Origin of the sequence: Cupriavidus sp. 2KB_3 (assembly GCF_052115685.1) — a bacterium.
Classification (GTDB): domain Bacteria; phylum Pseudomonadota; class Gammaproteobacteria; order Burkholderiales; family Burkholderiaceae; genus Cupriavidus; species Cupriavidus campinensis.
On sequence record NZ_JBFRHD010000001.1, the window covers coordinates 77,630 to 91,149 of the forward strand.

12 protein-coding genes are annotated in these 13,520 nt (G+C 67.5%); 3 read left to right on the plus strand and 9 right to left on the minus strand.

The features are described from left to right. Nucleotides 1-151 precede the first annotated feature (151 nt). Nucleotides 152-808 carry a glutathione S-transferase family protein gene (locus AB4120_RS00375; RefSeq protein WP_144198129.1) on the plus strand — a complete coding sequence of 219 codons (657 nt, stop codon included), beginning with the start codon at nucleotides 152-154 and terminating at the stop codon, nucleotides 806-808. 19 nt (nucleotides 809-827) lie between these two features. On the opposite strand, the gene AB4120_RS00380 is transcribed toward AB4120_RS00375, so the two are convergent. Together AB4120_RS00380 and ubiD are read right to left on the minus strand one after the other, a co-directional pair. Beyond that, nucleotides 828-2,834: an acetoacetate--CoA ligase gene (locus AB4120_RS00380; protein ID WP_441641715.1), complete on the minus strand. Its 2,007-nt coding sequence runs from the start codon at nucleotides 2,832-2,834 to the stop codon at nucleotides 828-830. Nucleotides 2,835-2,965: 131 nt separating this feature from the next. Then, nucleotides 2,966-4,516, minus strand: a complete 1,551-nt coding sequence (ubiD, locus tag AB4120_RS00385) for a 4-hydroxy-3-polyprenylbenzoate decarboxylase (protein WP_144198025.1) — start codon at nucleotides 4,514-4,516, stop codon at nucleotides 2,966-2,968. Nucleotides 4,517-5,160: 644 nt separating this feature from the next. On the opposite strand from ubiD, the gene AB4120_RS00390 reads away from it, so the two are divergent. Continuing rightward, nucleotides 5,161-6,204, plus strand: a complete 1,044-nt coding sequence (locus AB4120_RS00390) for a transglycosylase SLT domain-containing protein (protein ID WP_441641716.1) — start codon at nucleotides 5,161-5,163, stop codon at nucleotides 6,202-6,204. 105 nt (nucleotides 6,205-6,309) lie between these two features. On the opposite strand, the gene AB4120_RS00395 is transcribed toward AB4120_RS00390, so the two are convergent. The 4 genes from AB4120_RS00395 to ribBA form a co-directional block, all read right to left on the minus strand. Further along, complete coding sequence (locus AB4120_RS00395) at nucleotides 6,310-7,491, minus strand: pyridoxal phosphate-dependent aminotransferase (RefSeq protein WP_441641717.1); 1,182 nt, start codon at nucleotides 7,489-7,491, stop codon at nucleotides 6,310-6,312. A 163-nt stretch (nucleotides 7,492-7,654) separates the two neighbouring features. Then, the gene (gene nusB, locus AB4120_RS00400) at nucleotides 7,655-8,161 is read right to left on the minus strand and encodes a transcription antitermination factor NusB (protein ID WP_092290545.1); all 507 of its coding nucleotides are present in this window, start codon (nucleotides 8,159-8,161) and stop codon (nucleotides 7,655-7,657) included. Continuing rightward, nucleotides 8,161-8,664 carry a 6,7-dimethyl-8-ribityllumazine synthase gene (gene ribH, locus AB4120_RS00405; protein ID WP_144198028.1) on the minus strand — a complete coding sequence of 168 codons (504 nt, stop codon included), beginning with the start codon at nucleotides 8,662-8,664 and terminating at the stop codon, nucleotides 8,161-8,163. Before ribH ends, nusB begins: the two co-directional genes overlap by 1 nt. A gap of 88 nt (nucleotides 8,665-8,752) precedes the next feature. Beyond that, complete coding sequence (ribBA, locus tag AB4120_RS00410; protein ID WP_441641718.1) at nucleotides 8,753-9,868, minus strand: bifunctional 3,4-dihydroxy-2-butanone-4-phosphate synthase/GTP cyclohydrolase II; 1,116 nt, start codon at nucleotides 9,866-9,868, stop codon at nucleotides 8,753-8,755. A 246-nt stretch (nucleotides 9,869-10,114) separates the two neighbouring features. Here ribBA and AB4120_RS00415 point away from each other — a divergent pair, with 246 nt between their 5' ends. Beyond that, complete coding sequence (locus AB4120_RS00415) at nucleotides 10,115-11,155, plus strand: CaiB/BaiF CoA transferase family protein (protein WP_441641719.1); 1,041 nt, start codon at nucleotides 10,115-10,117, stop codon at nucleotides 11,153-11,155. Here the strand turns inward: AB4120_RS00415 and AB4120_RS00420 are convergent. The 3 genes from AB4120_RS00420 to AB4120_RS00430 are packed head-to-tail and all read right to left on the minus strand — an operon-like array spanning nucleotide 11,144 to nucleotide 13,520. Next, on the minus strand, nucleotides 11,144-11,776 hold the full coding sequence (locus tag AB4120_RS00420) for a riboflavin synthase (RefSeq protein ID WP_149135418.1): 633 nt from the start codon (nucleotides 11,774-11,776) through the stop codon (nucleotides 11,144-11,146). The genes AB4120_RS00415 and AB4120_RS00420 overlap by 12 nt on opposite strands. 42 nt (nucleotides 11,777-11,818) lie before the next feature. Next, a complete protein-coding gene (ribD, locus tag AB4120_RS00425) occupies nucleotides 11,819-12,940 on the minus strand; it encodes a bifunctional diaminohydroxyphosphoribosylaminopyrimidine deaminase/5-amino-6-(5-phosphoribosylamino)uracil reductase RibD (protein ID WP_149135419.1) in 1,122 nt (373 codons plus the stop codon). A gap of 40 nt (nucleotides 12,941-12,980) precedes the next feature. Then, nucleotides 12,981-13,520, minus strand: a complete 540-nt coding sequence (locus tag AB4120_RS00430) for a GspH/FimT family pseudopilin (RefSeq protein WP_441641720.1) — start codon at nucleotides 13,518-13,520, stop codon at nucleotides 12,981-12,983.

Below are 13,520 nucleotides of genomic sequence, written 5' to 3' on the forward strand. Positions count from 1 at the left end.
CTTCCACAGGCCATGCGCCACTTCCAGTGGCGTGATGTGGCCTCGGACTGGTGCCGCGCCGCGCACCGCACGGGTGCTTGGCGATGCGGCATCCGCCACCGATACTGCAAACGATGCATCGCGCACTGGCCCGGGGGGCCGAGGAGGCATGATGGCGAAGACCACGCTGACCATCAGCAGCAAGACCTATTCGTCCTGGTCGCTGCGCGGCTGGTTGCTGGCCCGGTTCGCGGGCCTGGAGTTCGAGGAAGTGCTGGTGTCGCCCGAAGATCCGGCGGCGCGTGCCGAAATCCTGCTGCTGTCGCCGTCGATCCTCGTGCCCTGCCTGCGCCATCAGGGCGTGACGGTGTGGGACACACTGGCGATCGCCGAATACCTCAATGAGATTCGTCCCAAGGCGGGACTGCTGCCCGACGACCTGGTCGCGCGCGCCCACTGCCGGGCTATCTGCGGCGAGATGCATTCCGGCTTCGCGGCGATGCGCGCCGCCTTGCCGATGAATCTCAAGGGACATTTCCCCGGGCTCAAGGTCTGGTCGCGCGCCCAGGCCGACATCGACCGCATCGTCACGATCTGGACCGAGTGCCTGACCCGCTACGGTGGTCCGTACCTGTTCGGCGAGCGCCGCACCATGGCGGACGCGATGTACGCGCCCGTGGTCACGCGCTTCGTCACCTATGGCGTGATGCTCGACCCGGAGCCGGTGGCCTACTGCAAGGCCATCCTTGCCATGCCCGAGATGCAGGAGTGGATCAGCGCCGCGCGCGAGGAGCCCGACGAGATCAGCGAACTCGACGTCGAGTTCTGAGCCCCGCTGACCCTTCCGCTCAGACCTGGGCGGCCGCCGTCCTCGCCAGATAGGTGGCCGCGTAGGCAAAGTACCAGTCCAGGCAGTCCGGATTGGCCATCGCGTCGCGGTTGGCGATCTGCTCCGGCGGATGGCCGAGCAGCAGCTTCTTGATCGGCACCTCCATCTTCTTGCCGGACAGCGTGCGCGGCACGCCGGGCACCTGCAGGATGTCATTCGGCACATGGCGCGATGACAGCCCGGCGCGAATCCGCGCGCGCAGGGTGTCGCGCAGCGCCTCATCCAGCACATGACCTTCGCGCAGCACCACGAAGAGCGGCATGTAGGACTCGCGGCCCAGGTATTCGAGGTCGACCACCATGCTGTCGAGCACCTCGGGGAGTTCTTCCACCACCCGATACAGCTCGCTGGTGCCCATGCGGATGCCATGCCGGTTGATCGTGGCGTCCGAGCGCCCGTAGATGATGGCGCCGCCGCGCGGCGTGATGCGAATCCAGTCGCCGTGGCGCCAGGCGTTCGGATAGGTGTCGAAGTAGCTGTCGCGGTAGCACTTGCCGTCGGCGTCGCCCCAGAGGTAGAGCGGCATCGACGGCATCGGCTCCGTGCAGACCAGCTCGCCCACCGCGTCGATCATCGCCTGGCCCTGTTCGTCGAAGGCTTCCACCTTGGCGCCCAGGCAGCGGCACTGCATCTCGCCCGCGTACACCGGCAGCAGCGGACAGCCCGCCACGAACGAGCCGGCGAAGTCGGTGCCGCCGGACATCGGCGCGAGCCAGATGTCGCTGCGTACGTGGCGATAGATCCACGCGTACGCTTCTTCAGGCAGGGGCGATCCGGTGGAGCCGAGCCCGCGCAGCCGGGACACGTCGGCAAAGGTAGCGGGCTCCAGCCCGGCCTTCATGCAATTGGTGAAGAACGCGGCGCCGGCGCCGAACATCGTCACGCGCGCTGCATCGACAAAGCGCCATAGCACGCCGGCGTCAGGCCAGGCGGGATTGCCATCGTAGAGCGCCACCGTGGTGCCGAGCAGCAGGCCGGCTACCTGCGCGTTCCACATGATCCAGCCGCTGCTGCTGTACCAGTGGAAGACGTCGTCCGGGCCGAGGTTGTTGTGGAACGCCAGCAGTTTGAGTTGCTCGATGACGATGCCGCCGTGGCCATGGACGATTGGCTTGGGCATGCCAGTGGTGCCGGACGAATAGACGATCCAGAGCGGATGGTCGAACGGTACCGGCTCGATCCGCAGCGGCACGTCATGCGCCAGCACCTCCGCCCAGTCGTGGCGGCGGACCGGGCCGGCGACGTCGACCTCGCTGCCGATGGCCGGAATCAGCACGAGGTCGGTCAGCGAGGGCAGGGCGGCGACGAGATCGGCGATCACTGGCGCGCGGTTGTAGGTCTTGCCGCCGTAGCGGTAGCCGTCGACGGCAATCAGCACCTTGGGCGCAATCTGCCGGAAGCGGTCGATCACGGCCACCTGGCCCATGTCCGGCGCGCAGCCGGACCAGACGGCGCCCACGCTGGCCGTGGCCAGGAAGGCGACGATCGTGGCCGGCACGTTGGGCAGGTAGCCGGCCACGCGGTCGCCCGGCGTCACGCCCATCGCACGCAGGGCATGGGCGAGGGAGGCGACCTGGGCTTCCAGGGCATCCCAGCTCACATCTGCCAGCGGCTGGACCTCGCCGGCGTGGCGGATGGCCGGGCGCTGACGTGCCTCCCCGGTGCCGGCGTGGCGGAAGACCTGCTGGACGTAATTGAGCGTGGCGCCTTCGAACCAGCGCGCACCGGGCATGGTACGGCGGTCCAGCACGCGCCGGGCGGGGGTGTCGAAGTGGAGGTCGAAGTAGACGCGGATGGCGTCCCAGAACGCCTCGATGTCGGTGACCGACCAGCGCCAGAGGCTGTCGTAGTCATCGAAGGCGAGGCCGCGCTCGCGGCGCAGCCATGTGATGAAAGCGGCCAGCTGGCTGCTCTCGGCAAAGTTGGCGGACGGCGTCCACATCAGCTTTCCGGATGCCACGGTCATGCCTGTCTCCTCCTCTTCCCGTCTGCGCGGGGGTTTGGGGTGCGCCGCTGGTTTGTCGCGGGTCCGTCGAGGGTTCATCGACGGAAGCCGGCGCGGCGCGATGCGTGGTCACATGATAACCGTCTCCGGCGTCACCTGGCGGCGCCCCCCGATTCGAACAGCGTGCCCCACATGGCGTCCACCCGTGCCTTGACGGCCGGGTCCATCGAGATCGTCCGGCCCCATTCGCGGGTGGTCTCGCCGGGCCACTTGTCGGTGGCGTCGATGCCCATCTTCGAGCCCAGGCCGGAGACCGGCGAGGCGAAGTCGAGATAGTCGATCGGTGTGTTGTCGACCATCACCGTGTCGCGGCTCGGGTCCACCCGGGTGGTGATCGCCCAGATGACCTCCTTCCAGTCGCGCACGTCCACGTCGTCATCCACCACGACGATGAACTTCGTATACATGAACTGGCGCAGGAAGCTCCAGACGCCGAACATCACCCGTTTGGCGTGACCGGCGTACTGCTTTTTCATCCGCACCAGCGCCATGCGGTAGCTGCACCCCTCGGGCGGCAGGTAGAAATCGGTGATTTCCGGGAACTGCTTCTGGAGCAGCGGCACGAAGACCTCGTTCAGCGCCACGCCCAGCACGGCGGGCTCGTCGGGCGGCTTGCCGGTGTAGGTGGAGTGGTAGATCGGGTCGCGCCGCATGGTGATGCGGTCGATCGTGAAGACCGGGAACCAGTCCTGCTCGTTGTAATAGCCGGTGTGGTCGCCGTAGGGGCCCTCCAGTGCATGCTGGTAGCCGGACGGATGGGCCGGGTCGGGCTGGATGTGGCCTTCGAGGATGATCTCGGCCGAGGCCGGCACGGACAATTCGGACAAGGTCGGCGTCAGGCAGCCGGCCAGCGCGGTGCGGCTGCCGCGCAGCAGGCCGGCGAACTGGTATTCGGAGAGCGTATCGGGCACCGGCGTCACGGCGCCGAGGATGGTGGCCGGGTCCGCGCCCAGCGCCACGGCAATCGGGAAGGGCTTGCCGGGGTTGGCGAGCGCGTGCTCGCGGAAATCCAGCGCGCCGCCGCGATGCGCCAGCCAGCGCATGATCACCTGGTTGCGGCTGATGACCTGCTGGCGGTAGATGCCCAGGTTCTGGCGCTTCTTGTGTGGGCCCTTGGTGACTACCAGGCCCCAGGTGATCAGCGGGGCGGCGTCGCCGGGCCAGCAGGTCTGGATCGGCAGGCGGCCCAGGTCCACGTCGTTGCCTTCCCAGACGATCTCCTGGCAGGCCGGGCTGCTCACGCGCTTGGGCGCCATGTCCCACACGGACTTGGCCAGCGTGAATAGCTTGCCGGCCTCGCGCAGGCCGCGCGGCGGCTCGGGTTCCTTGAGCGCGGAGAGTACCCGGCCGATGTCGCGCAGGTCTTCGAGCGAGTTGGCGCCCATGCCCATCGCCACCCTGCGTGTCGTGCCGAACAGATTGGCGAGCACCGGCACCTTATAGATAGCGTCATGGCCCGCGCCGGCATCGTTCCGAGATTGCACGCTCGGCTTCTCGAAGAGCACGGCGGGACCTTCCGCGCGCAGCAGGCGGTCGCAGATCTCCGTCATTTCGAGGTTGGGCGAGACCGGCGTGGCGATCCGTTTCAGCTCGCCAAGCTGTTCCAGTTGGCCGATGAAATCGCGCAAGTCTTTGTATTGCATAGTGAAATCTGTGAGGGTTGCCGCGCTGCGCCAATCCATGGCGTGCCCTGGCGAGGTGTGTGACGATACACATCAGCGTTCGGCGGTGCAAAAAAATCGTGTCGGAAGCGTACGAGAAATGTAAATTTTTTGCGGGTCGGGTTGGTCCTCAAAGGAAGGGTAACCCTAGGCCAGTCCTACGATTCCGAGCGTATGGGTGATGTAGTCGCCGCTTAAATAACGCCGTTACATATTTCCAAAAGTAGTGACATGTTAATTCGTTATGCTTGACGGGTTATAAAAGGGTTCCTACAATCCGGTCTGCTCTGTGGGGTGTTGCGCCGCAACATGGCTTTGAGGCTTCTGTCAAGAGGCACTCTTTAAAAAAGCCAGCGTGACCACACCTCCCTTGATCTTGTTCGCGGCACGTGTAGCAAGCGTGCGTGGTGGGGTCCTCCGGCGGGATGCCGGGGCGTAAAGAGTCTTTAGTGGCAGGGTGCGTTTCCCCAAGAGCGTACCCTGTTTCTCGTTGGGCGCATGGGGAGCGCCCGCCAACAGGTGCTGGACACCCCTGCTAGGTGGCGCAGCATCCTTACTTGAGTACGTTGAGATCGGGCACGCGTGGCAATTGGCACGCGCGCAGCGGACAGCGGATGGAGGTAAGTATGAGCGGTTGGAAAACCCTTCATCTTCCCGGTGTCGGGCGGGCGTTGCAGGTCCGCTTCAGACAACCGGTTCCCGGTGTGAGCCGCGCACTGCAAGTGCGTCTGGCCCACCCGGTGGCGGGTCGCGCCTTGCTGCGCGGCAGCCGGACAACCTTGAAGTACACCCTGAACAGCCTGGGCGTGCTTTCCGTGGCCGCAGCGGTCACCCTGACCGTCAGCCAGCAATGGCGGACGTCGCTCGCCGGCGCGCTGGCGGGCAAGGAAGCGCCCTCGGTGCTGCTCGGCGCGGCCCTGCCGGCCACGATGGCCCATGCCAGCAGTGGCGTGCCGCCGGTCTCGGCCGACGTGGCCGCCGCGCGCCTGGCGCATGCCACCAACGGCCTGCCGACGGTGTCCGGTGTGGATGAGTGGAGCGTGTCGGCCGCGGGCAAGGTCCCGTCGGTGGCGCACCTGGCCGCGCAGATCCCGGTGCAGCGCGTGGCGCTGGACGCCCGCAATACAACGGCGCTCGGTTCCGCACGTGAGCAGGCCGCCGTGGCGGACTACATCGCCCGCAAGTACCGCGTGGCGGCGCAGGCCACCGGTCAACTGGTGAAGGCCGCGTACATGACCGGCCGCGAGGTTGGCATCGACCCGCTGCTGATCCTCGGCGTGATCGCCATCGAGTCCAGCTTCAACCCGTACGCCGAAAGCGGTGTGGGCGCGCAGGGCCTGATGCAGGTCATGACCAAGGTCCACCAGGACAAGTACGAAGCCGTGGGCGGCGTGTCCGCCGCACTGAACCCGTACGCCAACATCAAGATTGGCGCGCTGGTACTGAAGGATTGCATCGCCCGTGCCGGTTCGCTGGAAGGCGGCCTGAAGTACTACGTGGGTGCAGCCACGACCAACACCGATGGTGGCTACGGCGCCAAGGTGCTGGCCGAGCGCGCCCGCCTGCGTCAGTTGCTGGGCCTGCCCGCCAACGACGCGAAGCCGGTCGACGCCAAGCCGACGACGGCCGAGAAGCTGGAAGCGGCCACGGCCACGGCCCAGGCGGCCTGATCGCCGCCCAGCTGGGCACGGCATGAAAAGAGCACCCCTCGGGGTGCTCTTTTCATTTGCGCTGCTATCTATATAGATAGCGGTGCCGGCCCGCCCCTTAGCGCATCACCGCAGGAAATGGTGGAGCCGCTGCATCGCTTCCTCGATGTTCTCCATGGCGGTTGCGTACGAGATGCGGATGTAGTCGCGCGCGGTGTGCGGGCCGAAGTCCGTGCCAGGCACCATTACCACGCCGGCGTCATGCAGGATGGCCTGCGTCAGCTTGTCGGCATCGCCCGCATGGGGGTGGTTCACGTGGCGGCAGTCGGCATAGACATAGAAGGCGCCGTCCGGCTTTACCGGCACGCGCAGCCCCAGCGCCTCCAGCGCCGGCACGATGGCGTCACGGCGGCGGCGGAATTCGGCTTTGCGCTCGTCGTAGATGGCCAGCGCCTCGGGCGTGAAGCAGGCCAGCGCCGCGTGCTGCGAGATCGCCGACGCGCAGATGAACAGGTTCTGCGCCACTTTCTCGAAGGCCGGCACCAGTGCGTCCGGCACCACCAGCCAGCCCAGGCGCCATCCCGTCATATTGAAATACTTCGAGAAGCTGTTCACGGTGATCACATTGTCGTCCAGCGACAGCGCGGACACCGGCGGCGCGTCGTACGACAGGCCCTGGTAGATCTCGTCGAGGATGGCGAAGCCGTTGCGGCGGCGGACTTCGGCGAGGATGCCGCACAACTCGTCCGGCAGGATCGACGTGCCGGTGGGATTGCTCGGCGACGCCAGCAGCACCCCGCGCGTGTCCGGCCCCCAGTTGGCGGCCACCTGGGCGGCGGTGAGCTGGAAGCGCTCGGCCGGCCCGCTCGGCACCATGCGCGCCCGGCCGTCGAAGGCGGCCACGAAATGGCGGTTGCAGGGGTAGCTCGGATCGGGCATCAGCACTTCGGCGCCAATCTCTACCAGTACCGCGCAGGCCAGCAGCAGCGCGCCGGAAGCGCCGGCGGTCACGATCACGCGGCGCTCGGGAATATCGATCCCATAGGCGGTCTTGTAGTAGCCAGCGATGGCCTCGCGCAGCGCGTGGATGCCCAGCGCCCCGGTGTACTGCGTCACGCCCCGGCGCATGGCCGCCTCCGCGGCATGCACGACCGGCGCGGCGGCGGTGAAGTCCGGCTCGCCAATCCCCATGTGGATGATGTGGCGCCCGGCCCGTTCGAGTTCGGCGGCCTGCTTGGCCAGTTCCATGACGTGGAAGGCGTCGATATTCGCGAGGCGGGAGGCAGTGGCAAGGCGCTGGAGGTCCATGGCGGTCAGGATGGGCAGAGGGCTGGGGTGGCTTGAGGGTAAGGGTAGGCAGCGCGGCGCGGATCCCAAAGGATCACGCGATGCGCGGAAATATCGCGCCGAAACAAAAACACCCGCCGGGGCGGGTGCTCTGGGCTAGTGTCAACCAGCAGTGACGGCAGGCTTAGCGGCGCGCAGCGACTTCCGGCGCGCGAACCTGGGCGGCGAGCTTGTCCAGCACGCCATTGACGTACTTGTAGCCTTCCACGCCGCCGAAGGTCTTGGTCAGTTCCACGGCCTCGTTGATGACGACCTTGTAGGGAATGTCCAGACAATGCACGAGCTCGAAGCTGCCAACCAGCAGCGCGGCACGCTCCACGGGCGACAGTTCGGCCACGGGGCGGTCCAGGAACGGCTCGAACGCGGCGGTCAGGCGCGCTTCCTCGCGCACGGCGCCGTTGAGCAGGGCGTCGAAGTGCTCGCTGTCGGCCTTGTTGAAGCCTTGTGCGTCATGCAGGTGGGCCTGAATCGCACCAATATCATTACGATTCAGCAGCCATTGGTAGAGGCCCTGCAGCGCCAGCTCGCGCGACCGGCGGCGCGCGCTCTTCGGCGGGGCCTTGGGCTCGGTGCGGGCCGGCTTGGCGCCGCCCGGCTTGCCGGCGTCGCCGGTGTCGGTGGCGTCACTCATCATGCTTCCTCGTCTTCATCTTCGTCGTTCTGGCCGCTGCGCAGGGAGTCCAGCGCGACCACCAGGTTGGCCATTTCCACGGCGGCGCGGGCGCAGTCGCGGCCCTTCTCGCGCGTGCGGGCATGCGCCTGCGCGTCGGTATCCACGGTCAGGATGCCGTTGGCGATGGGCACGTTGAAGTCCAGGCCCACGCGTGTGATGCCGGCGCCGGACTCGTTCGAGACCAGCTCGAAGTGGTAGGTCTCGCCGCGCACCACGGCGCCGAGCGCGATCAGCGCGTCGAACTGGCCGCTTTCGGCCATCTTCTGCAGCGCCAGCGGAATTTCCAGCGCGCCGGGCACCGTCACGACCAGCGTGTCTTCGCCTTCCACGCCGAGTTTTTCGAGTTCGGCCACGCAGGCCTCGCGCAGCTCGTCGCAGACGGGCTCGTTGAAGCGACCCTGCACGATGCCGATGCGCAGGCCTTCACCTTCGAGGTTGCTGGGGTAGAAGCCGTGATCCATTGTCAGTTCTCCAATTGTTCGGGGAAGGGTGGCTGGCCGCGCCGCACGGGCGCTGGCTGCCATCGATGTTCGTGAATGTTCGTTGGTTTTAGTCGCAGCTGGCTTCGCCGTGCATCGGCTGGCAGCCGGTCACTTCGAGGTCGTAGCCGGTCATGCTCGGCATTTTCTGGGGCGAACCCAGCACGCGCATCTTGCCCACGCCGAGGTCGCGCAGGATCTGGGCGCCCATGCCGTAGGTGCGCAGGTCCGGCTTGCGGCGCGGACGGTCTTGCGGGGCGTCCAGCGCGGCGAACTGCGAAAACAGCTGCTCGGGCGAATCGCCCACGTTCAGCAGCACCATCACGCCTTGCTCGGCGCCGTGCAGCACTTCCAGCGCCGCCGGCAGGCTCCACGAGTGCGTGGTGCGGGCCGATTCCAGCAGGTCGAGCACCGACAGCGGCTCGTGCACGCGCACCAGCGTTTCCGTATCCGGGCGCGGCTGGCCCTTGACCAGCGCCAGGTGGGCGCGGCCCGTGGGCTTGTCACGGTAGATCACGCCCTGGAAGCCGCCCCACGGCGTATGCATGGTGCGCTCGCCCACGCGCTCGATGATGCTTTCGGTGCGGCTGCGGTAGTGGATCAGGTCGGCGATGGTGCCGATCTTGAGGTCGTGCTCGCGCGCGAACTCCACCAGATCCGGCAGGCGCGCCATGGTGCCGTCGTCCTTCATGATCTCGCAGATCACGGCCGCCGGCGTCAGGCCGGCTAGGGCGCCGAGGTCGCAGCCGGCCTCGGTATGGCCGGCGCGGATCAGCACGCCGCCAGGCTGGGCCGTCAGCGGGAAGATGTGGCCGGGCTGCACCAGATCGCTCGCCTTGGCGTCTTTTGCCACGGCAGCCTGCACGGTGCGCGAGCGGTCGGCGGCGGAGATACCGGTGGTCACGCCCTCGGCGGCCTCGATCGACACCGTGAAGTTCGTGCCGTGGACCGTGCCGTTGCGCGACACCATCGGGTACAGCTCAAGCTGGCGGCAGCGTTCGGCGGTCAGCGTCAGGCAGATCAGGCCGCGCCCGTACTTGGCCATGAAGTTGATGGCCTCCGGCGTGACGAAGTCGGCCGCCAGGACCAGGTCGCCTTCATTTTCGCGGTCTTCCTCGTCAACGAGGATGACCATGCGGCCGGCGCGAATGTCGGCAATGATGTCTTCGGTGCGGGCGATAGTCATGGCTGGGGCAACGTCAGGGAATACGGCGGGTGGCAGAGTAGGCGGGCAGGGCCGGAGGCAGATGCAACAAAGCCGGCGAAATCAAGCCCGCTATTGTACGCCAAGCGGCGGGGTTCGGGCCTGCCCCGGGCTGACTCAAATATGGTGCATCAGGCACTTACGCGTCATGGTGTGACGGACGACAGGTACGGGTGCGGCTGACCGCTTACCATGTCACCCACTGCATACGAATCAGGAGCCTGCCGCATGACCTTGCCGCTGAACGGAATTCGCGTCGTCGAGTTCGAAGGAATTGGCCCCGGCCCGCTGGCGGGCCGGATGCTGGCCGACATGGGGGCGGAGGTCGTCGTCATTGCGCGCAGGCAGAAGGTGGCCGTGGCGGCGCAGCTTGGCGGCGACAAGGACAGTCCGCTGCGGCGCGGCAAGACCATCGTGCCGCTCGACCTGAAGGACCCGGCGGGGCTGGCGGAAGCGCTGACGCTGGTGGCTGGCGCTGATGCATTGATCGAGGGCAACCGGCCCGGGGTGATGGAGCGGCTGGGACTCGGCCCCGCCGACTGCGCGGCGCGCAACCCGCGCCTGGTCTATAGCCGCATGACTGGTTGGGGGCAGGCCGGACCGCTGGCCCAGTCGGCCGGTCATGATCTCAACTACGTGGCGCTCACCGGCATGCTGTCACTGTCCGCGCGGCCCGGCGAGACGCCGGCCATCCCTCCAACCGTGCTGGGCGACGCCGGCGGGGCGCTGGGCCTCGCCTTCGGCATCGCCTGCGCGCTGGTCGATGCGCGTGCCAGCGGCCGGGGACGCGTGGTGGACGGCGCCATCGTCGACATGGTGGCCATGCTCGGCGGTATTGCGCTCTGGGTGCGTAACAACGGGCAGATCGACGGCCCTACGCCGAGCCCCTTCCATCAGTCGCCGTTTTACGATGTTTACGCCTGTGCGGACGGTGGGCATATCACTATCGGCGCGCTGGAACCGCAGTTCTACGCGCTGCTGCTCGACAAACTCGGCATGACCGATGTGGACCCCGCCACGCAGTACGACCACGCGACATGGCCGGCGTTGAAATCGCGATTCGCTGATTTGTTCCGCAGCCAGCCGCGTGCCCACTGGGACGCGCTGCTCGGTGGCACCGATGTCTGCTACGCGCCCGTGCTGAGCGTGGCGGAGGCCGCCCGGCATCCGCACAACGTGGCGCGCGGCATTTTCATCGAGCGACCGGACGGCACGCTCGACGTGGCCGGCGCGCCGCGGTTCTCCGACCCGTCGCCGTCAGAGCAGTGAGACGGATTCGCCCTGCGAGGCCGACAGCATCCGTTCCACGTACCGCGCGATCAGGTCGATCTCTAGGTTGACGCGCGCGCCGGCCTTGAGTTCGTTCAGCGTGGTCACTTCCACGGTGTGCGGGATCAGGTTGATCGAGAACTCGCAGCCTTCGGTCACGTCGCTGACGCTGTTCACGGTTAGCGAGACGCCGTTGACCACGACCGACCCCTTGTAGGCCAGATAGCGGCCCAGCTCGCGCGGGGCGCGGATGCGCAGCTCGTGCGATTCGCCCACCGGGGCAAAGCGCACCACGTCGCCGAGCCCATCGACGTGACCGGACACGAGATGGCCGCCCAGCCGGTCGGCCAGCCGCAGCGCCTTCTCGAGATTGACGCGGCCCGGCTTGTCCAGGCCAACGGTCTTGTCGAGCGATTCTCGGGAAACGTCTACGTCGAACTGGCCGTCCTGCAGGGCTACGACGGTCATGCAGGCGCCCTGGATGGCGATGCTGTCGCCGATGATTACATCAGTCAGGTCCAGCTCGCCGGCGGCGATGCGCAGGCGCACGCCGGCGTCGGCGTTGCCCAGCGGGGAGACGGTGTCGATGCGGCCAACGGCCGCCACAATGCCAGTAAACATGCTTGCCTCGGAATACGTAGGGTCTGTCTGTTCAGTGTGATTTCAGTGCTTGCTGTCGCCACGGCGGGCAATCAGCCGGAGGTCGTCGCCGATCTGGCGCACCTCGTGCCAATGGAAGGCGGCGGCGTCTTCGAGCCTGGCCAGCGGCGGCAGATTGAACATGCCCTGCGCGTCGCCCAGCAGCCGGGGCGCAAGGTAGATCAGCAGCTCGTCGGCGCAGCCCTCGCGGATCAGGGATCCGTTGAGCTTGAAGCCGGCTTCCACATGCAATTCATTGATGCCGCGCTTGCCCAGTTCCTGCAACATTCGGCGAAGTTCGACCTTGCCGTGCGGATTGGGCAGCACCACCACCTCGGCGCCGCGCGCCTCCAATGCACGCTGCCGCGCGGCGTCTTCCACGGCGCAGAAGACCAGCACGGGCTTGGCGAAATCCCCGGAGTCGCGGTTCAGGATCTGCGCGTCGAGCGATACCTCGAGGCGGGAGTCCACCAGCACGCGCTGCGGCTGGCGCGGCGTGGGAATCGCCCGCACGGTCAGCGCGGGGTTGTCGTCCCGCACGGTGCCGATGCCGGTCAGGATGGCGCAGGCCCGGGCGCGCCAGGCATGACCATCGTCGCGCGCGGGTTTGCCGGTGATCCACTGGCTGGTGCCGTCATGCAGCGCCGTGCCGCCATCGAGGGAAGCGGCCACTTTCACGCGCACCCACGGCAGGCCGCGCGTCATGCGCGAGACGAAGCCGATGTTGAGGTCGCGCGCTTCCTTTTCCAGCAGGCCGCAGCGTACGTCGATGCCGGCATCGCGCAGCCGTTGCAGGCCGCGCCCGGATACCGCCGGGTTGGGGTCTTCCATGGCGGCCACCACGCGGGCGATGCCCGCGCGCACCAGCGCCTCCGCGCACGGCGGCGTGCGGCCGAAGTGGCTGCACGGCTCCAGCGTGACGTAGGCGGTGGAGCCGGCGGGATCGTGACCGCGCGAGAGGGCATCCTTCATCGCCTGGATCTCCGCGTGGTCCTGACCGGCCGGCTGGGTATAGCCCTGCCCGATGATCTCGCCATGCTTCATCAGCACGCAGCCAACGCGCGGGTTGGGCGTGGTGGTGAACATGCCGCGCGCGGCGAGCGCGAGGGCCAGTTCCATGGCGGTATGGTCGGAGTCGGAAAACATGGCGGGGCAGGCTGTGCCGTTAGGTGAGAAAGCAGGGCGATCAGTCGCAGTCGGCATCGGGGCCGGCGCCGCAGATCCGGATGCGCCCCTGGGCGCCGAGCCTGACCTGCCGCTGCGCACCGCGGCATCGCACATGGAACGTGGCCGCGTAGAAACCGCCGCGTTCCGATCGAGAGTATCCCACAGGTGTCAAGCGGAGCGCAGGCGGCCCCTTGGCGCCATCGGTGCCGCGCAGGGTCACGCGCAGGCAGGCGGCGTCCAGCGCGGTGACGGCGATGGGCGGCCCGGGGGGCGTCAGGGGCACCACCGGCGCGAGCTGCCATCCGCCATCCAGCGTGGCGCCGCCCGGCAAGGGCCCGAGCCGGATTTCGACGCGCCGGTTGGCGGCCGTGGTCCGTGCCATGGCCAGCGAGGCCGCCAGCCGGTCTGCGGCGTAGGTCACCGTGTGCTCGGCCAGCATGTGGCGTAGGGCGGGCAGGGCGATGGCCGTAAGGATGGCGGCCACGGCCAACGAGACGAGGAGTTCGGTCAGCGTCATGCCACTGCGCTGACGGACGTGTGCGATGGCGGTCTGTTGCAT

Excerpts from the sequence above, each read along its gene's own strand:
- nusB (WP_092290545.1), bottom strand. The coding sequence starts at position 8,161 with ATGAGTGACGCCACCGACACCGGCGACGCCGGCAAGCCGGGCGGCGCC.
- ribBA (WP_441641718.1), bottom strand. The coding sequence starts at position 9,868 with ATGACTATCGCCCGCACCGAAGACATCATTGCCGACATTCGCGCCGGC.
- ribD (WP_149135419.1), bottom strand. The coding sequence starts at position 12,940 with ATGTTTTCCGACTCCGACCATACCGCCATGGAACTGGCCCTCGCGCTC.
- AB4120_RS00420 (WP_149135418.1), bottom strand. The coding sequence starts at position 11,776 with ATGTTTACTGGCATTGTGGCGGCCGTTGGCCGCATCGACACCGTCTCC.
- ribH (WP_144198028.1), bottom strand. The coding sequence starts at position 8,664 with ATGGATCACGGCTTCTACCCCAGCAACCTCGAAGGTGAAGGCCTGCGC.
- AB4120_RS00390 (WP_441641716.1), top strand. The coding sequence starts at position 5,161 with ATGAGCGGTTGGAAAACCCTTCATCTTCCCGGTGTCGGGCGGGCGTTG.
- AB4120_RS00380 (WP_441641715.1), bottom strand. The coding sequence starts at position 2,834 with ATGACCGTGGCATCCGGAAAGCTGATGTGGACGCCGTCCGCCAACTTT.
- AB4120_RS00395 (WP_441641717.1), bottom strand. The coding sequence starts at position 7,491 with ATGGACCTCCAGCGCCTTGCCACTGCCTCCCGCCTCGCGAATATCGAC.
- AB4120_RS00415 (WP_441641719.1), top strand. The coding sequence starts at position 10,115 with ATGACCTTGCCGCTGAACGGAATTCGCGTCGTCGAGTTCGAAGGAATT.
- ubiD (WP_144198025.1), bottom strand. The coding sequence starts at position 4,516 with ATGCAATACAAAGACTTGCGCGATTTCATCGGCCAACTGGAACAGCTT.
- AB4120_RS00375 (WP_144198129.1), top strand. The coding sequence starts at position 152 with ATGGCGAAGACCACGCTGACCATCAGCAGCAAGACCTATTCGTCCTGG.
- AB4120_RS00430 (WP_441641720.1), bottom strand. The coding sequence starts at position 13,520 with ATGCAACAGACCGCCATCGCACACGTCCGTCAGCGCAGTGGCATGACG.